The organism is Mycobacterium sp. 852002-10029_SCH5224772, from assembly GCF_001667315.1.
In the GTDB taxonomy this organism is placed as follows: domain Bacteria; phylum Actinomycetota; class Actinomycetes; order Mycobacteriales; family Mycobacteriaceae; genus Mycobacterium.
The window spans coordinates 12,258-33,759 of sequence record NZ_LZHT01000013.1; the positions used below are offsets into that span (position 1 = coordinate 12,258).

Below are 21,502 nucleotides of genomic sequence, written 5' to 3' on the forward strand. Positions count from 1 at the left end.
CCATTCGTAGGCCGACCTGTGTCGGGCTGACAGGATTTGAACCTGCGACCACTTGACCCCCAGTCAAGTGCGCTACCAAACTGCGCCACAGCCCGCGCGCCAGTGGATCCACCGGCAGCAGGTCGAAAGCCTACCGTAAACGCTCCGCCGACCCGCCGGGGCGCCCAGCTTCTCCCGCGGCCGCTCGGCGACCATTACCTGACTTCCAAACCCGCTAGCGCATGCGCTAGCGGATTCGAGAGTCACCACTTGGTCCGGGAGAGGCCAAAGGCGCGGCGACAGCCCGGCGCTCAGCGCCGCCGGGCGCCCCGCTTTTCGCGCACCCGCACGTTGATCCGGATCGGCGAGCCCTCGAATCCGAAGGTCTCGCGCAGCCGGCGTTCCAGGAAACGCCGATACCCGGCCTCGAGAAAACCGCTGGTGAACAGCACGAACGTCGGGGGTCGTGCGGTGGCCTGGGTGGCGAACAGGATGCGCGGCTGCTTGCCCCCACGCACCGGGGGCGGGGTGGCCGCCACCACCTCCTTCAGCCAGGAATTCAGCGGGCCGGTGGCGATCCGCGCATCCCACGACGCCAGCGAGGTCTCCATTGCCGGCACCAGCTTTTGCACCGCGCGGCCGGTCTTGGCGGAGATGTTCACGCGCGGCGCCCACCGCAACTGCACCAGTTCGCGGTCGATCTCGCGCTCCAGCAGCTCGTGCCGGTCCTCGTCGACCAGGTCCCACTTGTTGAACGCCAGCACCAGCGCCCGGCCGGCTTCGATGACCATCGACAGCACCCGCTGATCCTGTTCGGTCAGCGGATCCGACGCGTCGATCAACACGACCACCACCTCGGCCGCGTCGATGGCCGAGTGCGTACGCACCGAGGCGTAGAACTCATGGCCGCTGGCCTGGCCGACCTTGCGCCGCAAACCCGCGGTGTCGACGAACCGCCACACCCTGTCGCCCAACTCGATGAGCGAGTCCACCGGGTCCACCGTCGTCCCCGCGACGTCGTGCACCACCGAACGCTGATCCCCGGCCAACTTGTTCAGCAGCGAGCTCTTGCCCACGTTGGGTTTACCGACCAGCGCCACGCGGCGGGGGCCACCGGGTTTGGCGACCACCTCGGACACCGCGGGCAGCGCGGCCAGCACCTCGTCGAGCAGATCGGCGACCCCGCGGCCGTGGATCGCGCTGACCGCGTGCGGCTCACCGAGCCCGAGCGACCACAGCATCGCCGCATCCGCTTCGGCCTTGTCGCTGTCAACCTTGTTGGCCGCCAAGAACACTGGCTTTCCCGACCGCAGCAGGATCCGGGCGGCGGCTTCATCGGCCGCGGTGGCGCCGACGACGACGTCAACCACCAGGATCACCGCGTCCGCGGTGCGCATGGCCACCGAGGCCTGCTCGGCCACCAGCTGCTGCAGGCCCTTCGCGTCGGGCTCCCATCCCCCGGTGTCCTGCACCACGAACCGGCGGCCGGTCCACAGCGCGTCGTAGGACACCCGGTCACGGGTGACGCCGGGGATGTCCTGCACCACCGCTTCACGCCGGCCCAGGATCCGGTTGACCAGCGTCGACTTGCCGACGTTGGGCCGGCCAACCACCGCCACCACGGGCGCCGGGCCGGCCTCCTCCTGTTCGTCCAGGCCGAATTCGACGGAATCCCAGTCGCTTTCGTCGCTCCACGTGCCGTCTTGGGTCATCGCACCGCCCCGCTTCGCTGCTGGACCAAATCCCGCAGGTGCGAAATCACCTGCGCCTCGGTCATCTCGCTCGTGTCGACGACCACCGCGTCGGGGGCCGCCCGCAGCGGCGAGACCGCCCGGGTGGAGTCCAGATGGTCGCGGCGGCGGACGTCGGCGAGCACGGCGTCGTAGTCGTCGGCCAGCCCGGCCGCCACGTTCTGATCGTTGCGCCGACGCGCCCGCGTTTCGGCGGACGCGGTCAAAAAGATCTTCACCGGCGCGTCGGGCAGAACGACGGTGCCGATGTCTCGGCCCTCGACGACGACGCTGCCCATCCCCTTGGCCATTTCCCGTTGCAGGGCGACGAGCCGGGACCGCACGGCGGGCACCGACGACACCGCAGATACGGAGGCGGTGACTGGGTCGCCGCGGATCTCCGCCGAGACATCCTCTCCGTCAAGGAAATAGCGGTCTCCGTCGGGGTGATAGTCCACCGACATCCGCACCGCCTCCGCGATGCGCCCGACGGCCTGCGTGTCGGTCGGGTCGATGTCGGCGCGCAAGACCGCCAGCGTCACCATCCGGTACATCCCCCCGGTGTCCAGGTAGCGCGCCCCAAGCGCTTTCGCCAACCCCTTTGACACCGAGGACTTTCCGGTCCCCGCCGGCCCGTCAATGGCCACCACGACGCAGTCACTCACAGCCCCACCGCCTTGTAGAGCTGCCCGATCTCGTCGTGCCCCAGCGCCCGGAAGCTACCCGGGCGTTGCTTGCCGAGCGACACCGGCCCAATGTCGGTGCGCACCAACGCTTCCACCGGAAATCCCGCGGCGGCCAGCAGCCGGCGCACGATGCGATTGCGGCCTTCGTGCAACGTCACCCGCAGCAGCGTCTTGCCCGGGATGGCGTCCACCACCGCGAACTCGTCGACCCGAGCCAACCCGTCGTCCAGCTCGATCCCGGCGCGCAGCGCCTTGCCGACCCCGCGCGGCACCGACCCTGTGACCGTGGCCAGATACGTCTTGGGCACCTCGTGGGACGGATGCATCAGCCGGTGCGCGAGTTCGCCGTCGTTGGTCAGCAGGATCAGCCCTTCGGTGTCGGCGTCCAACCGCCCGACGTGAAACAGGTTCTTGTTGCCGCGAACTCGGCGTTCGATCAAATCGCCGATGCACGGCCGGCCGCGGTCGTCCGACATGGTCGAGTGCACCCCGCGCGGCTTGTTCAGCGCCAGATACACCTGGGAATCGTCGAGGACGATCCGGGCCCCGTCGACGCGGATCACCGAGGCGTCCGGGTCGACCCGGGTGCCCAATTCGGTCACCACCTGTCCGTCCACCTCGACGCGGCCCTCGATGATCAACTTCTCGGCGGCCCGCCGCGACGCAATTCCGGCTTGGGACAACACCTTTTGCAGCCGGATACCCTCAGCTTCGACCATCAATCCTGGTCCACGTCGAACGTCAGCGCCGGGTCGGCCGCCTGGCCACCGGAAAGTTTGATGAAACGTGGCTCGCTGTCCAAGGATTCGCTGAGGTCCTCGATCGTGTCCACGTCGGGCAGCAGCGGTGCGATGTCCGGCAGGTCGGCCAGCGACGTCAATCCGAGGCGCTCCAAGAACAGTTCGGTGGTGGCGAACGTCGTCGCGCCGCTGTCGTCGTCCATCCCGGCTTCGGTGATCAGGCCGCGCGCCAGCAGCGTGCGCATCACGGCGTCGACGTTCACGCCGCGCACCGCGCTCACCCGCGCGCGGGTCACGGGCTGGCGGTAGGCGACCACGGCCAGCGTCTCCAGCGCGGCCCGGGTGAGCTTGGACCGCGCGCCGTCCAGCAGCAGCTTTTCGACGTACGGCGCAAACCGCGCGCGGGTGTACATCCGCCAGCCCTCGCTGTTTTTCCGCAGGTCGATCCCGCTGTCGCGTGCGGTCAATTCCTCGGCCATCTCCTGGAGTCTGGTGGCGACCCGGTACACCGGTTGCTGGGTGGCCGACGCCAGCGCCTCCGCGGTGACCGGGGTGTCCACCACCAGCAGCAGCGCCTCCAGCACCGAGCCCAGCTCCTCGGACTCCATGGGTGCGGCCTCGGCGATGTCCGGGATGCCTACATCGAGCTCGGAATCCAGGTCGGCGCCGGGATCGACGTCGGGCAGCACGTCGTCGCTGGGTCCGGCACCGTTGAGATGCCGTTCCTCCGCATCGCTGCGCTCTGCGTCGTCACCGGCCGTGCCGAAGCGCCGTTCCTCCGCATCGCTGCGCTCGTCACCGGCGCCGTTCATCATTCGTCCCGCACTTCTACCGAGGCTTCACTGACCGGACGTTCCCCGGTCCACGAAATTTGGAGCACGCCAAGCGGCTCTGACTGGTCGAATGCTACCGTCCCCGACCGATACAGTTCGAGCAGCGCCAGGAACCGCCCGACCACCTCCATCGACGCCTCACAATCGGCGACCAGCTCGGAAAACGTCGCCCACGCCCCGCTGCCCCGCGCCTCGAGGATCGCCAGCAACTTTTGGGCCTGCTCGGGAACCGAGACCTGCAGCTCGTGCAGGTGCGCCACCGACACCGTGGGGACGGGCCGCGGGCTGAACGCGATCGCCGCGATCTGGGCGAAGCGGTCGGCGTCGACGCCGATCATCACCTCGGGCAGCAGTTCGGTGAACCGGTCCTCCAGCGACACGGACCGCGGATAGCTGCGCAGCGCAGTGGCTTCCAGCTCGGCGAACATCTCGGCGACGTGCTTGAAGGCGCGGTACTGCAGCAGGCGGGCGAACAGCAGGTCGCGTACCTCGAGCAGCGCCAGGTCTTCGTCGTCGTCGACTCGTCCGGCCGGCAGCAGCCGGGCGGCCTTCAGGTCGAGCAGGGTCGCGGCCACCACCAGGAACGCGGTGGTCTCCTCGAGCTCCAGCCGGGGGCCGATTTCGCGGGTGTAGGCGATGAAGTCGTCGGTGACCTGGTGCAGCGCCACCTCGGTCACGTCGAGGCGATGGGCGAAGATCAGCTGCAGCAGCAGATCGAACGGCCCCTCGAAATTGGTCAGGCGGACCTGAAAGCCGTTCTGCTGGGTCGCCTCACCATTTGCAGTTGCGTTCACGCGCCGAATCGGTCGATGAACTCGCGGGCCAGCGCGCGATAGGCGATGGCCCCGGTGGATCGCGGCGCCCACGTGGTGATGGGTTCGCCGGCCACGCTGGTCTCGGGGAATCGGACGGTGCGGGTGATGACGGTGTCGAACACCAGGTCACCGAAACGCTCCACCACCCGGGCCATCACCTCGCGCGCGTTGACCGTGCGGGGGTCGTACCGGGTCAGCAAGATCCCGCTGATTTCGAGCTTCGGGTTGAGCCGGTCGCGCACCTTGTCGACGGTGTCGGTCAGCAACGCCAGGCCCCGCAGTGAGAAGTACTCGCACTCGGTGGGAATCACCACACCGTCCGCGCAGGCCAGACCGTTGACGGTGAGCAGGCCCAGCGACGGCTGGCAGTCGATCAGCACGTAGTCGTAGCGATCCAGCACCGGGTGCAGCGCCCGGCCCAGCGTCTGCTCGCGTCCCACCTCGTTGACCAACTGGATCTCGGCGGCGGACAGGTCGATGTTGCTGGGCACCAGATCCATGTGCTTGACCCGGGTTTGCAGCAGCACGTCGTCGATCGACACCCGCGGCTCCACCAGCACGTTGTGAATGGTCTTGTCCAGCTCGTAGTGCGGGACGCCCAGGCCCGCGGACAGCGCGCCCTGCGGATCCATGTCCACCAGCAGCACCCTGCGGCCGTACTCGGCGAGCGCGGCACCCAGATTGATGGTGGACGTCGTCTTCCCGACGCCGCCCTTCTGGTTGCACATCGCGACGACTTTGGCCGGGCCGTGCGAGGTGCGCGGCTGCGGCTCCGGGATCGCCCGCGGCGGCCGCCCGGTCAGGCCGAGCTCGACGCCGGTATCCGGCTGCTCGGTCATGGCGGGGGTGTTCGGGAGGTGAACATCGACCGAAAGTCTAACGGGTCCGCGCGCCGAAACCGGGCGACCCGCAGGCAATTAACCAGCCAATATGACGGAAATTCGGTGGTGAAACGCACATCCCGACAGCCTATTCACTCCAGTCACAGGAGCACCAGTTTGGACGGTTGATGTGGCTGCCGAAAGTGCTGTCGCCGGCGATAGCAATGTCCGGGATCGGCCTATCGTGGCGGCTATGAATCTGAAGCGGCGGATGCCCCTGTTGCGATGGTCGGTCTGGCGGATGGCCATCGGGAATCGCAACATCACCACGACGGGCCAGATCGGCGACGGGCGCGAGGCGGCCGCTGTCGAATACGTCCTGCGGAACGCCCGCGCCGGCGACATCGACGACGTGCTCGCCACCATCGACAAGTTCGCCTACGAAAAGTCGATGCTGATCAACGTCGGCGACGAGAAGGGACTGCTGCTCGACGCCGCGGTGCGGCGCGCCGATCCGGCGCTGGCACTCGAATTGGGCACCTATTGCGGCTACGGCGCGCTGCGCATCGCCCGGGCCGCACCCAAGGCCAAGGTGTTCTCGGTGGAACTCGCCGACGCCAACGCGGCCAACGCCCGCCAGATCTGGGCACATGCCGGCGTCGCCGACCGCGTGACGTGTGCGGTCGGCACCGTCGGCGACGGCGGCCGCACCCTGGACGCGCTGGCTGATCAGCACGGGTTTGCCGCCGGCGCACTCGATTTCGTCTTCCTCGATCACGACAAGCACGCCTACCTAGACGACCTGAAGAGCATCCTGGATCGGGGCTGGCTGCATCCGGGCTCGATCGTGGTCGCCGACAACGTGCGGGTGCCGGGCGCACCGAAGTACCGCGAATACATGCACCAGCAGCAGGGCAAGCTGTGGAACACCGTCGAGCACAAAACCCACCTCGAGTACCAGTCGCTGATGTCCGACCTGGTGCTGGAGAGCGAGTATGTGGGCTGAGCGTCGACACGACGTTCGGCGCGAAGGCCACGAGGGGAAGGGCGTCAGCGCGCCCGCGGGTGGGCTTCGGCCCACACTTCGCGAAGCGCGTGCACGGTGACCATGGTGTAGATCTGCGTCGTCGTCACCGAGGCGTGCCCGAGCAACTCCTGCACGACGCGCACGTCGGCGCCACCCTCGAGCAGGTGGGTGGCAAACGAATGCCGCAGCATGTGCGGCGACACACCCGAGGTGATCCCGGCGCGCTCGGCCGCGTCCTGCAGGACCTGCCACGCGCTTTGCCGCGACAACCGGCCACCGCGCACATTGAGGAAGATGGCCGGCGTCGCGCGCCCGCGGCGCGCCAACTCCGAACGTCCGCGCACCAGATAGGCGTCCAGCGCGGCCACCGCGGGCCGCCCGATCGGCACCAGCCGCTGCTTACCGCCCTTGCCGCGCAACAACACCGACCTGGCCTGGGTGTCGACGTCGTCCACGTCGAGGCCGACGGCCTCGGAGATGCGCGCGCCGGTGGAGTACAGGAGTTCCAGCAACGCCCGGTTGCGCAGGGTCAGCGGGCCGTCGGCCGGGCTCTCGCCGCCCGCCCCCTCCAGCAGCGCCAGCACCTGGTCGATGGTCAGGCTCTTGGGCAGCCGGCGGCCGGGCGTGGGCGGGCGCACCGCGCGCGCCACGTCGAGCTCGGCCAGCCCCTCGGCGGCGGCGAAGCGGTGCAGGCCGCGCACCGCGATCAGGGCCCGCGCCGCCGACACCGCCGACAGCGCCGCCGCCCCGGTCTCGGGGTCGCCACGGCGCAGCGCCACCAGAAACTCGCTGACGTCATCCTCGACCACCTTGGCCAGATCCTGAATTCCGCGGTCCGACAGGTGTTTTGTGTAGCGGCGCAGGTCGCGGCGATACGAGCTCAGAGTGTTCGCCGCGACGCCGCGCTCGATCGTGAGGTGGTCAAAGTAGCCCTGTAGTTGGGCATCCAGCGCCACCGTCGTCATGGCCCGGCCTTGCGCGCCGCGAACGCCGTAGGCCGGTCGACCCAGGGGCTGTCCACCGGACGGGGCTGCGCGAACCCTTCGGTGACGGCATGGGCCGCCAAAATCCCGGCGATGGCAATGGAATTCACGACGTCGCCGCTGAATACCCGGCGGGCGGCTTCCGCGATCGGAACCCAGCTCATCGTCATGTCGGCTTCCTCGTGATGCGCCTCGGGCCTGCCCACCTCGCTCAGCCCGGTGGCCAGATAAATCCGCACCGACTCGTCGCTGAAGCCCGGGGCGGAGTTGAGGTCGACCAGCACCTGCCAGCTATCGGCGCGCAGACCGACCTCCTCGTGGAGTTCGCGGGCCGCCGTGTGCTGCGGCGGCTCCCCCGCGACGTCGAGCAGCCCGGCGGGCAGCTCCCAGAGCCGCCGGCCGAACGCGTGCCGGTATTGGTAGACCATCGGGATGTTGTTGTCGGCGTCCAGCGCCGCGATGGCGACCGCCCCGTAGTGCTCGACGACCTCGCGCACCGCGGTGGTGTCGCCCGGCATCCGCACCCGGTCGCGGCGCAACGCGAAAATCTTTCCGGTGTACAGCGTTTCGGAGGACGCCGTGGAGAAGACGTGTTCAGCCACGGGACGCGGGCTCAGGTATGGGCCGCGCGGCGCTGTCCCGATGCTGGATGCCGTTGGACGACTGCTCGGGGATTTCCACCGGCAACCGTTCGCCGGCCTTGTACTCGATGGCCGCGCCGACGAATGCGACGAACAACGGGTGCGGCCGGGTGGGGCGGCTCTTGAGCTCCGGGTGAGCCTGCGTGCCGACGATGAACGGGTGCACCTCCGGCGGGTACTCGACGAACTCCACCAGGTGACCGTCGGGCGAGGTGCCGGAAAACCTGAGGCCGCTTTCAGCGATCTTGTCGCGGTAGGCGTTGTTGACCTCGTAGCGGTGCCGGTGCCGCTCGGACACCTCCGTCGCGCCGTAGGCTTGGGCCACAATCGAATCCGATTCCAGCACCGCGGGATAGGCGCCCAGCCGCATCGTGCCGCCGAGGTCGGCCTCACCGGCGACGATGTCCACCTGATCGGCCATCGTGGAGATGACGGGATCCGGTGTGTCCGGGTCGAATTCGGCCGAGTTGGCCTCGGTCAGCCCCGCCGAGCGGGCCGCCTCGATCACGATGCATTGCAGCCCGAGGCACAGGCCCAGCACCGGCAGCCCCCGCGTGCGCGCGTAGTGGATCGCGCCGAGCTTGCCCTCGATGCCACGGATCCCGAATCCGCCGGGAATCAGCACACCCTGCACGTCGCCCAGCGCCGCCGCGGCGCCGGCCGCGCTCTCGCAGTCGTCGGACGCCACCCAGACCATCTCCACCTTGGCGTGGTGTTTGAACCCGCCGGCGCGCAGCGCCTCGGCGACCGACAAATAAGCGTCGGAAAGCTCAACGTACTTGCCCACCAAGGCAATTCGCACCACCTCGTGCGGCTCGTGCACCCGCCGCAGCAGGTCGTCCCATTCGGTCCAGTCGACGTCGCGGAACGGCAGGTTGAGCCGGCGCACCACATAGGCGTCGAGTTCTTCGCGGTGCAGCACCTTCGGGATGTCATAGATCGACGGGGCGTCCGGGGTGGAGATGACGCCGTCGAAGTCGACGTCGCACATCAGCGCGATCTTGTTCTTCAGCGCCTCGGGGACGTCGCGGTCGCAGCGCAGGATCAGCGCGTCCGGGCTGATACCGATGCTGCGCAGCGCGGCCACCGAGTGCTGGGTGGGTTTGGTCTTGAGCTCGCCCGACGGGGCCAGATAGGGCACCAGCGAGACGTGCAGGAAGAAGACGTTCTCGCGGCCCAGGTCGTGACGCACCTGGCGGGCCGCCTCCAAGAAGGGCTGCGACTCGATGTCGCCGACGGTGCCGCCGATTTCGGTGATGACGACGTCGGGGCGGTTGCCCTCGGCGTCGGGCTGGGCCATCGCCATGATGCGCGCTTTGATCTCGTCGGTGATGTGCGGGATCACCTGGACGGTGTCGCCGAGGTATTCGCCGCGGCGCTCCTTGGCGATGACCGTCGAATACACCTGCCCCGTAGTGACATTCGCCGAGCCGGACAGGTCGCGGTCCAGGAAGCGTTCGTAGTGGCCGACATCGAGGTCGGTCTCGGCGCCGTCCTCGGTGACGAAGACCTCGCCGTGCTGGAACGGGTTCATGGTGCCCGGGTCGACGTTGAGGTACGGATCGAGCTTTTGCATCGTGACGTACAACCCGCGCGCCGTCAGTAGTTGACCGAGGCTACTGGCCGTCAATCCCTTACCCAACGAGGAAGCGACGCCCCCGCTGACGAAGAGGTGCTTGGTAGCGGTTTGCGGGTGCTTTCGCAACAGGCGACCTCCGTGAAGACGGGCAGGGCTTGAAATGTGTTTCTAGCGAATAACTAGATGGGCCTGCCGACCCACGGAAACCCACCCTAACATCCACGGCGTCGAGCCGCGGCGGACACGCCCGCTACTGAGGCACCGTGATCGATGTCGCTCCATGACCGGTGCCGTACTGGCCCACGTGGCCGCCGTTCATCAGGTCGTGCAGGCCCAGGACCGCGGTGATGCGTCCCGGCGCGACGTCCACGTCGTCGACCGTGCTGACCGCGGAGTTCAGGCCCGCGTCGGCGCGGGTCACCGCGACGGCGGCGCCGCCGGTCGCCGAACCGTCACGCCCGGCAAGCAGCGTGCCCGAGCCGTGCGGCGCCAGCGCGGCCGCGAACCGGGCCACGCTGGCCCCCTGGTTCCCGGCGTCCTGGGGCAGCGAGCCGCCGGTAACCACGAGCGCGGCGTTCGCCGCGCCCAGGTGATCGGTCGCCTGATAGGTGATGAAGCCGGTGTCGCGCAGCGCCGCCAGCACGGTGTTGCGCTGGGTGTCGTCCACCGCGGGCACCGCGGGGTTGGGATTGGCCAGCAGGGCGATGCCCATCAGGTCACCCGCCTGCGAGCCCTGGTCCACGAGCTTGGTGCTCAGCTGCTGACCGGCGGGCAGCACCGACGAGTTCACCACCGTCTGCAGCTTCTCCGCCGAGTTGGCCTCGACGAATTCCTGGGTCAGCGACACCGTCCCGGTCACCGCCCCGCCGGCCTGACCGATGAACTTCGACACCGTAGCCACGTCGTCGTCTTTGGCATCCGGGGTGCGGAACATCACCACCGATTTCCCGGCCAGCGCGTCGTGGACTATCCGGCCGACCAGTTGGGTGTCGAAATTATTTGCCGCGCTGAGCTTTTCGTTCAGCACGTTCTTCTGGTCGTTGAGCCCGCTGATCTGGGTGTTCAGGTCTTTCTTCTCGTCACGCAGGCTGGACAGCAACGTGTCCGACAGGAAGCCGGAGCCCAGCACCACTCCCACGGCCAACGCCAGGAACACGGCGGCCAGCGACAGGGCATGTTGGCGTAGCGAGATCATCTATGTGACCCACTTCTGCACCATCAGGCAGAAGTGGTTCCAGTAGTCCGTCACCCAGTGCAACACCAGCCCGTCGGTGCGCGACACCCACAGGGCGACGATGACGGCGATCAGCATTGTCATCGCCAGCAGCGCGATGGCGCCCGCGGAGATGTGGTTGCGGTACAGGGTGGCCACGGCCTTGGCGTCCACCACCTTCTCCCCGACCCGCAGCCGGGTCAGGAACGTGGACGGGTTGCTGTGCGCGCGGGTGCGGTCGAAGAACGTCTCGATGTTGGCGGTGTGGCCGGCGGTCACCAGCAGCGCGGCGCCGTGGTGATCGGCCAGCAGCAGGGCCAGGTCGATCGCCGCACCCGCAGCCGGGAACGTCATCGCCCCGACGCCGAGATCCTGGATACGTTCCAGCCCGGGCGCATGGCCGTCGGCGTCGGCGGGCAACACGACCTGGGCTCCGCACTTGAGCGCGTCGGCGCTGATCTGGTCGGGGTCGCCGACGATCACCTGGGGGCGATAGCCCGCCTTGCGCAACACGTCCGCGCCGCTGCCGACGCCGATCAGCGCCGGCTGGTACTCCTTGATGAACGGCTTGAGGGACTTCAGGTCGTCCTCGGCGCTGGGCTCGTCGGCGACGATCACCACGTGCCGGCGACGCAGGTCGACGTCGACGTCGGGGATGCCGATGCCGTCGATCAGCAGGGGGCTCTCGCTCTTGATGAACTCGATGGTGTTGCCGGCGAACGCCTCCAGATGGGCGGACAGGCCGCTCTTGGCCTCGCGCATCAGGTCGGCGATGTCGTGGTCGGTGCGTTCGGTGCCACGGACCAGCCGCCGATCGCCGGCGTACACCCCGCCCTCGTGCAGGCGAATCTTCGCGCCGTCTTTGACCTTCTTGAAGATGTCGGGTCCGGCTTCGTCGATCAGGGTCACCCCGTTGTTGACCAGCACCTCGGGCCCCAGGTTGGGGTAGCGGCCCGACACCGACGGCGAGGCGTTGACGACCGCGGCGATGTCGGCCTCCACCAGCGCGTCCGCGGTGATGCGATCCAGATCCAGGATGTCGAGCACGACGATGTCGCCGGGGCAGACCCTGCGCAGCAATCGGTCGATGTTCCGGTCGACGCGGGCGGTGCCGACGAGGCCCGGCCGGGCGGGATTACGGGAAAGCAGGCCTGACATCTTCATGGGGGCGATTCTGTCGGGGATGCGCGGGCTCGGTGGGGAGGCGCGCCGTAACATCAGCCTCAGAAGTTATCTAGAGTCCCATTAGTAACAGGTCGATGCCGAACCGGTCTCGACCGTCACGTGATGCCGCGAAACGCGACGGATGCCCGCCGTAAGCCGACGCTCGCGGCCCTAGATCTCGTCCTTCTGCGCCGCCTCGAGCAGTTCGCGGGCGTGCGCGCGGCCGCTGTCGGATTCGCCCAGCCCGGCCAGCATCCGCGCCAGCTCGGCAACCCGCTCGTCGCCGCCCAGGCGACGCACCACGCTGGTCCCCTTGGGGCCGGCCGCATGCACCACCAGGTGCACGTCGGCGTACGCCGCGACCTGCGGCAGGTGTGTGACCACGATGACCTGGTGGGTGCGCGCCAGCCGCGCCAACCGGCGCCCGATCTGTACCGCCGCCCGGCCGCCCACCCCGGCGTCGACCTCGTCGAACACCATGGTGGTGCCCGCGGCCTCTTTGCGGGACGTGGCCAGCACCACCTCCAGGGCGAGCATCACCCGGGACAGCTCGCCCCCGGAGGCGCTCTTGGCCAGCGGCAGCTGGTCCATCCCGCGGTGCGCCGCGAAACCGAACTCGACCTGGTCGACGCCGTCGGCACCGGCGCGGACGAGCTCGCCCGACGCAAGCCGCAGCGCGGCCGAGTCGTCGGCGGCCGCGTCGGGCACCGCATCCACGATCACGTCGATGGTGAATTGGGCGTCGGCCATCGCCAGCCCCGCCAGCTCGGCGGTGACCTCCTTGGCGAGCCGCTTGGCCGCTTTGCGCCGCGTGTTGCTGAGATCGACCGCGGCCTCGGCCAATTCGCGGCCGAGCTGGTCGACCCGGTCCGCCAGCGCCGTCAGGCCTGCCTCGGAGACGTCGAGCTGGGCCAGCCGTTGCCGCGCCTCCTGGGCCCACCGGATCACCCCGTCGACGTCCGCGGCGTACTTGCGGGTCAGGGTGCGCAACTCGCCCTGCCGGGTCAGCTTGGATTCCAGCGCGCTGGCATCGACCGGCAGCTCCTCGAGGAAGCCGCCCAGTTCACCGGCCGCGTCGACGAGCACGGTCAGCACCTCACCGATCTGGGCGGCCAACGCCACCAGCTTCGCGTCGTCGGTGGATTCCAGTGCGGCCCTTGCCTTTCCCAAGCTATCGGTGGCGCTGAGGCCGGACCCGTCGGTCTCGTCGGAGGACAGCGCCGCGCGGGCGGTGGCCGCGGCTTCGCGCAGGGTGTCCAGTTCGGAGAGCCGCACGATCTCGGCGACCAGGGCATCGTCCTCTCCGGGTTGTGGGTCCACGGCGTCGATCTCGTTGAGGGCGAACGTCAGCCGGTCGGCCTCGAGCGCGAGTTCGCGCATGCGGTTGCGGCGGTCGAGCAGGTCGCGCCGCGCCGACAACCACGCGTCGCGCAGTTTGCAGTACCGCTCGAGCGCGGGACCGGCCTTGGCGAACCGGTCCAGCGCGCCGCACTGCTCCTCGGGCCGGATGAGCCGCAGTTGGTCGTTCTGGCCGTGCAAGGTCAGCAGCCCGGCGGTGAAGTCGCCCAGCGATTTCGCGGGCACGCTGCGGCCACCGAGGTAGGCCCGCGACGGCCCGTCACGGCTGACCGAGCGCAGCGCGATCACGCTGCCGTCCTCGTCGCGTTCCGCGCCCGACGCGTCGAGCATCTCATCGAGTTTGACCACCATGGCCTCGTCGAGATCGGTTGTGCTGAAACGGCCTTCGACCACGGCCCGGTCGGCCCCGGACCGGACCCGGGTGGCGTCGGCGCGGGCGCCGCCGAGCAGGTGCAAGCCGGTCACCACCATGGTCTTTCCGGTACCGGTCTCACCGGTCAGCACGGTCAGGCCGCGGTCGAACTCCCCCACCGCGGAACTGATCGCCCCGAGCGACTCGATGCGGATTTCCGTCAGCATTCAGTCAGAATCCTGCACTGCGCCGTCAGTTCCCGCGCCACCCGGTCACCGGCAGGCGGAACTTGCGCACCAGCCGGTCGGTGAACGGGGCGCTGTCCAGACGGGCCCATTTCACCGCCGTGTCACAACGTTTCACCTCGAGCCGGCTGCCGGCCGGGATCAGTATCTCCCGGCGGCCGTCGCAGAACACGAGGGCGTCGTGGCCGTCGGCCTCGACCTCGATCGCGATGGTGGCGTCCGGGCTGGTGACCATGGGACGACCGAATAGCGCATGAGCGTTGTTGGGTACCACCAGGATTGCCTCGAGGTCGGGCCATAGCACCGGACCGCCCGCCGAGAACGCGTAGGCGGTGGATCCCGTCGGCGTCGCGACCAGGACCCCGTCGCAGCCGAAGGCGGACACCGGCCGCCCGTCGATCTCGACCACCACCCCGAGCACACCGAGCCGAGGGCCCTTTTCCAGGCTGACTTCGTTGAGCGCCCAGCCGTGCGCGGAAACCCGGCCGCCCTGGCTGACGACCACGTCAAGCGTCAAGCGGTTCTCCACCCGATAGTGCTGTGCGACAACGTGGTCGAGCACCTGGTCGATGGCCTCAGCCTCGGCCTCGGCCAGGAAGCCGATCCGCCCGAGGTTCACACCGAGCACCGGGATGCCGGCGTTGCGCGCCAATTCGGCGGCCCGCAGGAATGTCCCGTCGCCACCGAGTACCAGCACCAGTTCGCAGCCTTCGGCGGCATGCGCGTCGGCGTTGACCACGTCGATCTCGACGCCCATCGCCCGCATGTCATCGGGGGCCAGGTGCAACGGTCCCCGATCGACCGCCTCGGCGGACAGCACGCGAAGCCCAATTCCGTTGTCGCCCAGCGTTTTCTGTACGCGGCGGGCGGTCTCGGTGGCTTCCTCGCGGCCGGTGTGGACGACCATCAACACGGTACGTTCGGCTGGAGTCACTGCGGCCCGCTTTCCACCGCGTGGCGCACCGCGGTCACCAGTGCGTCTCCGGCGAGCGGACGGTCGGTCCGGGCGCGTAGCCAAAGAAAGTATTCGACGTTGCCCGACGGCCCCGGTAGCGGGCTGGCGGTGACGTCGACGGTGTGCCAACCCAGCTCGCCGGCGCGACGCGCGACGGACGAAACGGCGTCGGCGCGCAGGCCTGGGTCGTGAACCACACCGCCCGCACCGACCTGCCCCTTCCCCACCTCAAACTGTGGCTTCACCATGGGAACGATATCCGCGTCCGGTGTGGCACATCCAGCCAGCGCCGGCAACACCGTCGACAGCGAGATGAACGACAGGTCCGCCACCACGAGGTCGGCCGGCCCACCGGTCGCCTCGGATGTCAGGTCGCGAACGTTGGTCCGCTCGACGACGACGACCCGCGGATCGCTGCGCAGCGACCACGCCAGCTGCCCGTATCCGACATCCACGGCAACCACCTCGGTGGCCCCGCGATCCAGCAGGACTTCGGTGAACCCGCCCGTGGACGCGCCGGCATCCAGGCAGCGGCGCCCCGAGACGGAAATCTCGAACGCGTCCAGCGCCCCGATGAGTTTGTGCGCCCCGCGCGAGACCCAGCCGCGTTCGCCGCCGGTGGCCACCCTCAGCGCGGCGGTGACGGCGACGGCGGTGCCGGGCTTGCGTGCGGGCATCCCGTCGATGCTCACCTTGCCGGCGCCGATCAACTCCGCGGCCTGCTGACGCGACCGGGCCAGGCCGCGCCGCACCAGCTCGGCGTCGATGCGGGCGCGTCGAGACATGCGCGCACTCAGCCCTTCTCCGCCGACTCCAGCGCCGCCAGCAGCACGTCGTGCGCCTCGGAGAGCCGGCGCGCGATCTCTTCGAGCTCGTCGAGCGAGGGCACCTTGTCGGGATCCTCCTGGTCGTCGGGCTGGGGCAGCCGGGCCAGCAGGGCATCGATTTCGGCGCGAATCTGATCGGGGTCGATACTCATCGCGTCCCTACGCTAGTCACCCGTCAGCCGGTGTGCACCAAAGACCAGCGCTGCAGCGCGGCGCGCGCCCGGTCGTCGGCGGCCTCGACGCGCACGGAGTCAGAGTCCGATGACCCCCACACCGCGCTGGCGACCGCACGCACGATCGACAGGTCGTCTACCTCGTCCGACCCGTTGTGCCCGACGGTGATCGCGCGGTCCGCGACGTCGACCCGCCAACCCGGCTGCGGTCCGACCGCGAGCCGCTCGCCGTCGGTGTGCAGCGAGCGCAGATCGTGGCCGATATAGGTGGGGCGCTGGGCGGGCTTGGCGTACACCGCGTCCCGCGCGGAATTGACCCCGGTGAGCACCATCAGGCTGGGCAGCTCGGCGGCGTTGGCGCCTTCGATGTCGGTGTCGAGTCGGTCGCCGATCACCAAGGGCGCGCGGAAGTCACCCCGGGCGGCCGCGTCCCGCAGCAGGGCGGGCGCCGGTTTGCCCGCGACCTGCGGTTCGGCGCCGGTCGCGGCCCGCAGCGCGGCCACCAGGGACCCGTTGCCGGGCAGCAGCCCGCGTTCGGTGGGCAGAGTGAGGTCGACGTTGGCCGCCACCCACCGTGCGCCGGCCCGGATGGCCAGCGCCGCCTCGGCGAGTTCAGGCCACCCGATGGTCAGGGACAGGCCCTGCACGACGGCGGCCGGGCCGTCGTCGTTGCTGCGCACCGGGCGCAGTCCGACGGCCGTGATCTCGTCGGCCAAGGCCTCGGTGCCCACGATCAGCACCGGCGAGGCCGGAGGCAGCTGATCGGCCAGCAGCCGGGCCGCGCTTTGGGCACTGGTGGCGACATCGTCGGCGGTGGCGGTGAAACCGAGTTCGGTCAGGTGCGCGGCGACCTCGTCGGCGCTGCGGGAGGCGTTGTTGGTCACGAAATAGGCGCGGCTACGCACCTCGGCAAGCGCCTGCACCGCGCCTTCGGTGGGTTGACGGCCGCGAAACGCCGTTCCGTCCAGGTCTATCAGCAGGCAGTCATACTCCTGCGCAAGGCTTTTCACGTCGTCGGTTCCGTCACCTCAGCCGAGTTCACTGACCCGGTCTTCGGCATCGGTGACACCGTCGACGTCGGCGGCCGCCGAACGCAGGAACCAGTGCAGCGCCTCGTCGTCGCGGCCGAGCGCCAGCAGCGTGTCCGCGTAGGCGTAAAACAGCCGCGCCGCCGTGGAGCCGGTGCGGCCGGGATCCAGTTGGGGCGTGGACAAGACGGTCAGCGCCTGCTCCAGCTGGCCGAGGTCCGCGCGCGCCCCGGCGGCGACGATGCGTAACTCGTCGGCGTCGTCACCGGACAGCTCGGCGGCCTCCGGTCCGCGCGCGAGCTCGATCGCCCGCTCCGGACGGCCAAGTCCGCGTTCGCAATCGGCGATCAACGGGAGCAGCGCGGACTTGCTGCCCATCCGGCGGGCGGCGCGAAACTCCGCCAGCGCCTGCGACCAGTCGCCGCAGTGGTAGGCGGCGATCCCGACCGCCTCCCGGATGGTGGCGATCCGGCTGGACCGGGCCCGCGCCGCCCGGGCGTGGCGCAACGCCGCCTCCGGGTCCTCGTCGAGCAGCTCGCCCGCGGCGACCAGGTGGCACGCCACCGCGTCGGCGGTGGCGCGGTCCAGGGTGCTCAGTTCGCGGCGAACGTCAGGCGCCAGCTGTTTGGCTTCCACACCGGGCGGTATCGGCGGCCCGTCCTGCGGCGCGCGACCGGCCTGGGCGTCGCGGCGCTCGGCGCCCTGCGGCTGAGCGGGCCGCGCGCGTCCCGGACCGGACCAACTGCCGGATGCCGGCCGCGCTGCCCGCTCGCCGCGGTGCCTCTGCCTGTCGTCGACCACGCTGCCGAGAATACGGGCAGCCCCCGATCGGGAAACGCCTAGCTTGGCCGCCGGCTGCCCAGGAGCGGCGCGATCAACGCCGGGCAGTAGGTCCCGATCGCGACGATGGTGAACCTGCCGGCCGTCTCGTAGGACATGCCGTTGCCCTCGGCCATCTTGGACGCCACCCTGTCGAAGGATTCGCCGGGCTCGAAGAGCATCGGGCACACCGACTGTCCCATCGCCGTGGTGCCCGTCGGCTGGGAGTAGGAGATCCCGGCATTCGTCAGCGCCGACAGGAAGGCGTTGCTCAGCATGTCCGCGCGGATCGGCGCCGACAGTGCCGCGGCCAGCGCCACCAAGCCCGTGATCACCCCCAGCGTCCGCAGGACGGTCGAGGGCACACGCGTCGCGAAAATCACCGTGACAACAGTGGTCCCCGCGGGTCACGCCGACGACACGGTGAGGTAAAGATCTGTGCACGCACGTGTTTTGCGGCGGCCGATCGGGGGCCCGCCCGTCTAGACCTTTTCGACGCCGGCGACGGTGCGCTTGCCGCGGCGCAGCACCAGCCACCGGCCGTGCAGGAAGTCCGACGCCTGCGGCGACCAGTCCTCGCTGTCGATGCGGACGTTGTTGACCGAGACGCCGCCTTCGCCGATGGTGCGCCGCGCGGCCTTCTTGCTCTCGGACAGGCCGCTGGCGACCAACAGGTCGACGATCCCGTCGGGGCCACCGGGTTTGAGCTCGGCGACCGACGTCTCGCGCAGCGCCGCCGCCAGGGTGGCCTCATCCAGGCGGTCCAGCTCGCCCTGCCCGAACAGCGCCCGGCTGGCGTGCTCGACCGCCTCGGTGGCCGCCTCGCCGTGCACCAGGACGGTGAGTTCGCGCGCCAGCCGCCGCTGGGCGGCGCGTTGTTGGGGGCGATCGGCGGTGGCCTGCTCCAGCTCGCTCAGCTCGTCGGCCGACGAGAAGGTGAACCACCGCAGGTAGCGGATCACGTCGGCGTCGGCGGTGTTGAAGAAGTACTGGTACCAGGCGTACGGGGTGGTCAGCGACGGGTCGAGCCACAGGCTGCCGCCGCCGGTGGACTTGCCGAACTTGGTGCCGTCGGCGGCGGTCACCAGCGGCACGGTCAGCGCATGCACCGAAACGCCCAGCTGCTGGCGGACCAGCCGGACCCCGGCGATGATGTTGCCCCACTGATCCGAGCCGCCGATCTGCAGGCGGCAACCGTAGCGGCGGTGCAGTTCGACGTAGTCGTTCGCCTGCAACAGCATGTAGCTGAATTCGGTGTAGGAGATACCGTCGCCGTCCAGGCGGCGCCGGACGGTGTCGCGGTCCAACATGACGTTGACCGAGAAGTGCTTGCCGACGTCGCGCAGGAACTCGATCGCTGACATGGGGCGCGTCCAGTCCAGGTTGTTGACGACGACGGCGCCGGTGGGCGAGTCGTCAAAGTCGACGAAGCGTCGCAGCTGTCCGCCGATCCGTTCGGTCCACTCGGCGACGGTGTCCGCCTCGTTGAGCGTGCGCTCACCGACGTCGCGCGGGTCGCCGATCATGCCGGTGGCGCCGCCGGCGAGCACGATCGGGCGGTGGCCCGCCCGCTGAAACCGGCGCAATGCCAGCAGGGGCACCAGGTGTCCGGCGTGCAGGCTCGGCGCGGTGGGGTCGAAGCCGGCGTACACCGTCATGGGCCCGCGCTGGGCTTCGGCGGCCAGCGCGTCGAGGTCGGTGGACTGCGCGATCAGGCCGCGCCAGCCCAACTCGTCGAGGATCATGGTGTACGAGTCTTGCAGAGCGCCGGCGCCAGGCGTCGACTTGTGGTGCGGTTTCACCGGCGTGCTCGCCCACCAACTCGCCGTTCGCCGCTCGGCTAGTCGCTGGCGCCCGGCGCCGGGGCGCGCGGGCTGCGGCGGTACGCCGAAACCTCCGGGCGGCCGGGAAGCCACAACCGCCACGGCCGGTCGGCGGCCTGGCTGACGCCGACCCGCGGGCCGGACACGGAGCTCAGCGGTTCGTGCAGCTCGAGAGTCACCGGGCTGCTGTCGTCGAACAGGTCAATTCCGTTGTCGTCCATGGTGATTCCCATGGCCGCGCAGAGGTTTCCCGGCCCGCGCGCCAGCGCCGCGGTGTGCACCAGCTCGCCGCGGCGGGCCCGGGCGACGTCGGTCCCGTCCTCGAGCACGGCCGCCCGCAGCAGCACCGCGCCCGCGGTGCCGTCGGGCCCGCACGAGACGTTGGCGCACACGTGGATGCCGTGGCTGCGATAGGTGTAGAGCCGCCCCGGCGGCCCGAACATCACGAAATTGCGGGCGCGCAGACCCTTGTAGGAGTGCGCGGCGGCGTCCGGCCACGGACCGTCGGGCACGCCCCCGTACGCCTCGACCTCGACGACGATCCCGCTCACGCCTCGCGCGGTGAGGGTGGCGCCCAGCAGGCGGCTCGCGGCCCCGATCGGGTCTACCAACAGCTGAGCCGCGGCCCTGCCTGCGCGAGATCGTCGTCCAGCCTCGACCAATTCAGATCCTGAGTCCTCTTTTCAGTAACCCAACGAACCTACCGGCGGCCCAAACATGGCAGTATCCCGGTGTCCGGGACCCGAAGGAGCCCACATGCACGCGATAGACCCTGCCGCCACGGCGTGGCTGCTGGCCAGCACCGCGCTGGTCTTGCTGATGACCCCTGGCCTGGCGATCTTCTACGGCGGCATGGTCCGCACCACCGGCGTGCTCAACATGATGATGATGAGCTTCATCTCCATTCCGCTGGTGACCGTGGCGTGGCTGCTCGTCGGCTACACCCTGGCGTTCTCCGAAGACGAGGCCGACGGGCTGGTCGGCAACCTCAGGCACTTCGGGATGCTCGGCATCACCCCCGACACGGTTCACGGCACCGCAGTGCCCGAGTTGCTGTATGCCACGTTCCAGTTGACGTTCGCGATCGTCACGGCCGCACTGGTCAGCGGCGCGATCGCCGACCGCGCCAAGTTCGCCGCCTGGATGGTGTTCGTCCCGGTGTGGACGGTCGCCGTGTATTCGGTTGTCGCGCACTGGGTGTGGGGACCCGGCGGCTGGCTGGCCAAGCTGGGCGTCCTCGACTATGCGGGCGGTCTGGTCGTCGAGATCGTCTCGGGTTCCTCCGCGCTGGCGCTGGCGCTGGTGCTCGGGCCGCGCATCGGTTTCAAGAAAGATGCCATGCGGCCGCACAACCTGCCGTTGCTGTTTGTCGGTGTCGGGCTGCTGTGGTTCGGCTGGTTCGGGTTCAACGCCGGTTCTGCGCTGGCCGCCAACGGAACTGCCGCGGCCATCTTCCTCAACACCCTGGTAGCGGGGTGCCTGGGCATGCTCGGTTGGCTCGCGGTCGAACAGATTCGCGACGGCAGGCCCACCACCTTCGGTGCGGCATCGGGTGTGGTCGCCGGCCTGGTGGCCATCACTCCGTCGTGCGGGACCGTCAACACGCTCGGTGCGACTGTCGTCGGCCTTGCGGCGGGCGTCGTGTGCTCGTTCGCGGTGAGCGCGAAATTGCGCTTCAACTATGACGATTCGCTCGATGTGGTGGGCGTC

General features: G+C 69.4%; 22 protein-coding genes and 1 tRNA gene. 2 read left to right on the plus strand and 21 right to left on the minus strand.

The window, feature by feature from the left end:
• Nucleotides 1–21 precede the first annotated feature (21 nt).
• The 7 genes from A5775_RS04050 to A5775_RS04080 all read right to left on the minus strand — a co-directional run bounded on the left by A5775_RS04050 (nt 22) and on the right by A5775_RS04080 (nt 5,622).
• Nucleotides 22–95: transfer RNA gene (locus A5775_RS04050), tRNA-Pro, on the minus strand.
• Nucleotides 96–290: 195 nt separating this feature from the next.
• Nucleotides 291–1,691 carry a ribosome biogenesis GTPase Der gene (der, locus tag A5775_RS04055; protein ID WP_067247933.1) on the minus strand — a complete coding sequence of 467 codons (1,401 nt, stop codon included), beginning with the start codon at nt 1,689–1,691 and terminating at the stop codon, nt 291–293.
• Nucleotides 1,688–2,374 (minus strand): (d)CMP kinase, encoded by a 687-nt coding sequence (gene cmk / locus A5775_RS04060; protein ID WP_067247937.1) that lies wholly within the window; start codon nt 2,372–2,374, stop codon nt 1,688–1,690. Before cmk ends, der begins: the two co-directional genes overlap by 4 nt.
• Nucleotides 2,371–3,114 carry a pseudouridine synthase gene (locus A5775_RS04065; RefSeq protein ID WP_067247942.1) on the minus strand — a complete coding sequence of 248 codons (744 nt, stop codon included), beginning with the start codon at nt 3,112–3,114 and terminating at the stop codon, nt 2,371–2,373. The genes cmk and A5775_RS04065 overlap by 4 nt, the downstream gene beginning before the upstream one ends.
• Complete coding sequence (gene scpB / locus A5775_RS04070) at nt 3,114–3,947, minus strand: SMC-Scp complex subunit ScpB (protein ID WP_231995112.1); 834 nt, start codon at nt 3,945–3,947, stop codon at nt 3,114–3,116. Before scpB ends, A5775_RS04065 begins: the two co-directional genes overlap by 1 nt.
• Nucleotides 3,947–4,762: a segregation/condensation protein A gene (locus A5775_RS04075; protein WP_067247946.1), complete on the minus strand. Its 816-nt coding sequence runs from the start codon at nt 4,760–4,762 to the stop codon at nt 3,947–3,949. The genes scpB and A5775_RS04075 overlap by 1 nt, the downstream gene beginning before the upstream one ends.
• Nucleotides 4,759–5,622, minus strand: a complete 864-nt coding sequence (locus tag A5775_RS04080; RefSeq protein ID WP_067247948.1) for a ParA family protein — start codon at nt 5,620–5,622, stop codon at nt 4,759–4,761. Before A5775_RS04080 ends, A5775_RS04075 begins: the two co-directional genes overlap by 4 nt.
• A gap of 235 nt (nt 5,623–5,857) precedes the next feature.
• On the opposite strand from A5775_RS04080, the gene A5775_RS04085 reads away from it, so the two are divergent.
• Entirely contained in the window at nt 5,858–6,610 is a 753-nt protein-coding gene (locus A5775_RS04085) for an O-methyltransferase (RefSeq protein ID WP_067247952.1), read from the plus strand.
• Nucleotides 6,611–6,654: 44 nt separating this feature from the next.
• On the opposite strand, the gene xerD is transcribed toward A5775_RS04085, so the two are convergent.
• From xerD to A5775_RS04155, 14 genes are all read right to left on the minus strand, one after another.
• Nucleotides 6,655–7,596, minus strand: coding sequence for a site-specific tyrosine recombinase XerD (gene xerD / locus A5775_RS04090; protein ID WP_067247955.1), 942 nt, complete (start codon nt 7,594–7,596; stop codon nt 6,655–6,657).
• Nucleotides 7,593–8,216: an NUDIX hydrolase gene (locus tag A5775_RS04095; RefSeq protein WP_067247958.1), complete on the minus strand. Its 624-nt coding sequence runs from the start codon at nt 8,214–8,216 to the stop codon at nt 7,593–7,595. Before A5775_RS04095 ends, xerD begins: the two co-directional genes overlap by 4 nt.
• Nucleotides 8,209–9,960: a CTP synthase gene (locus A5775_RS04100; RefSeq protein WP_067247961.1), complete on the minus strand. Its 1,752-nt coding sequence runs from the start codon at nt 9,958–9,960 to the stop codon at nt 8,209–8,211. Before A5775_RS04100 ends, A5775_RS04095 begins: the two co-directional genes overlap by 8 nt.
• Before the next feature lie 124 nt (nt 9,961–10,084).
• Nucleotides 10,085–11,029: a copper transporter gene (locus A5775_RS04105; protein ID WP_067247964.1), complete on the minus strand. Its 945-nt coding sequence runs from the start codon at nt 11,027–11,029 to the stop codon at nt 10,085–10,087.
• Nucleotides 11,030–12,211, minus strand: coding sequence for a putative cytokinetic ring protein SteA (gene steA, locus A5775_RS04110; protein WP_067247967.1), 1,182 nt, complete (start codon nt 12,209–12,211; stop codon nt 11,030–11,032). It lies immediately after the preceding gene.
• A gap of 171 nt (nt 12,212–12,382) precedes the next feature.
• On the minus strand, nt 12,383–14,149 hold the full coding sequence (recN, locus tag A5775_RS04115; RefSeq protein WP_067247970.1) for a DNA repair protein RecN: 1,767 nt from the start codon (nt 14,147–14,149) through the stop codon (nt 12,383–12,385).
• Between the two features lie 25 nt (nt 14,150–14,174).
• Nucleotides 14,175–15,101 carry an NAD kinase gene (locus A5775_RS04120; protein WP_082952872.1) on the minus strand — a complete coding sequence of 309 codons (927 nt, stop codon included), beginning with the start codon at nt 15,099–15,101 and terminating at the stop codon, nt 14,175–14,177.
• On the minus strand, nt 15,098–15,907 hold the full coding sequence (locus A5775_RS04125; protein WP_067247973.1) for a TlyA family RNA methyltransferase: 810 nt from the start codon (nt 15,905–15,907) through the stop codon (nt 15,098–15,100). The genes A5775_RS04120 and A5775_RS04125 overlap by 4 nt, the downstream gene beginning before the upstream one ends.
• Nucleotides 15,908–15,915: 8 nt before the next feature.
• A complete protein-coding gene (locus A5775_RS04130) occupies nt 15,916–16,101 on the minus strand; it encodes a hypothetical protein (protein ID WP_067247977.1) in 186 nt (61 codons plus the stop codon).
• A 23-nt stretch (nt 16,102–16,124) separates the two neighbouring features.
• Nucleotides 16,125–17,132, minus strand: coding sequence for an HAD-IIA family hydrolase (locus tag A5775_RS04135; RefSeq protein WP_067247980.1), 1,008 nt, complete (start codon nt 17,130–17,132; stop codon nt 16,125–16,127).
• A gap of 18 nt (nt 17,133–17,150) precedes the next feature.
• Entirely contained in the window at nt 17,151–17,951 is an 801-nt protein-coding gene (locus A5775_RS04140) for a tetratricopeptide repeat protein (protein ID WP_156660565.1), read from the minus strand.
• A gap of 38 nt (nt 17,952–17,989) precedes the next feature.
• Nucleotides 17,990–18,352 (minus strand): DUF732 domain-containing protein, encoded by a 363-nt coding sequence (locus A5775_RS04145; RefSeq protein WP_067247983.1) that lies wholly within the window; start codon nt 18,350–18,352, stop codon nt 17,990–17,992.
• 99 nt (nt 18,353–18,451) lie between these two features.
• Complete coding sequence (gene tyrS / locus A5775_RS04150; protein ID WP_067247986.1) at nt 18,452–19,714, minus strand: tyrosine--tRNA ligase; 1,263 nt, start codon at nt 19,712–19,714, stop codon at nt 18,452–18,454.
• Between the two features lie 95 nt (nt 19,715–19,809).
• Nucleotides 19,810–20,454, minus strand: a complete 645-nt coding sequence (locus A5775_RS04155; protein ID WP_067247989.1) for a DNA-3-methyladenine glycosylase — start codon at nt 20,452–20,454, stop codon at nt 19,810–19,812.
• Nucleotides 20,455–20,548: 94 nt separating this feature from the next.
• On the opposite strand from A5775_RS04155, the gene A5775_RS04160 reads away from it, so the two are divergent.
• On the plus strand, nt 20,549–21,502 hold a 954-nt coding region (locus A5775_RS04160; RefSeq protein WP_067247992.1), incomplete at its 3' end, for an ammonium transporter.

Bases quoted from the DNA above. Each gene is read 5' to 3' on its own strand.
- A5775_RS04130 (WP_067247977.1), bottom strand. From the start codon at position 16,101: ATGAGTATCGACCCCGATCAGATTCGCGCCGAAATCGATGCCCTGCTG.
- steA (WP_067247967.1), bottom strand. From the start codon at position 12,211: ATGAAGATGTCAGGCCTGCTTTCCCGTAATCCCGCCCGGCCGGGCCTC.
- tyrS (WP_067247986.1), bottom strand. From the start codon at position 19,714: ATGATCCTCGACGAGTTGGGCTGGCGCGGCCTGATCGCGCAGTCCACC.
- xerD (WP_067247955.1), bottom strand. From the start codon at position 7,596: ATGACGACGGTGGCGCTGGATGCCCAACTACAGGGCTACTTTGACCAC.
- A5775_RS04065 (WP_067247942.1), bottom strand. From the start codon at position 3,114: ATGGTCGAAGCTGAGGGTATCCGGCTGCAAAAGGTGTTGTCCCAAGCC.
- recN (WP_067247970.1), bottom strand. From the start codon at position 14,149: ATGCTGACGGAAATCCGCATCGAGTCGCTCGGGGCGATCAGTTCCGCG.
- A5775_RS04105 (WP_067247964.1), bottom strand. From the start codon at position 11,029: ATGATCTCGCTACGCCAACATGCCCTGTCGCTGGCCGCCGTGTTCCTG.
- A5775_RS04085 (WP_067247952.1), top strand. From the start codon at position 5,858: ATGAATCTGAAGCGGCGGATGCCCCTGTTGCGATGGTCGGTCTGGCGG.
- scpB (WP_231995112.1), bottom strand. From the start codon at position 3,947: ATGAACGGCGCCGGTGACGAGCGCAGCGATGCGGAGGAACGGCGCTTC.
- der (WP_067247933.1), bottom strand. From the start codon at position 1,691: ATGACCCAAGACGGCACGTGGAGCGACGAAAGCGACTGGGATTCCGTC.
- A5775_RS04125 (WP_067247973.1), bottom strand. From the start codon at position 15,907: ATGTCTCGACGCGCCCGCATCGACGCCGAGCTGGTGCGGCGCGGCCTG.
- A5775_RS04080 (WP_067247948.1), bottom strand. From the start codon at position 5,622: ATGACCGAGCAGCCGGATACCGGCGTCGAGCTCGGCCTGACCGGGCGG.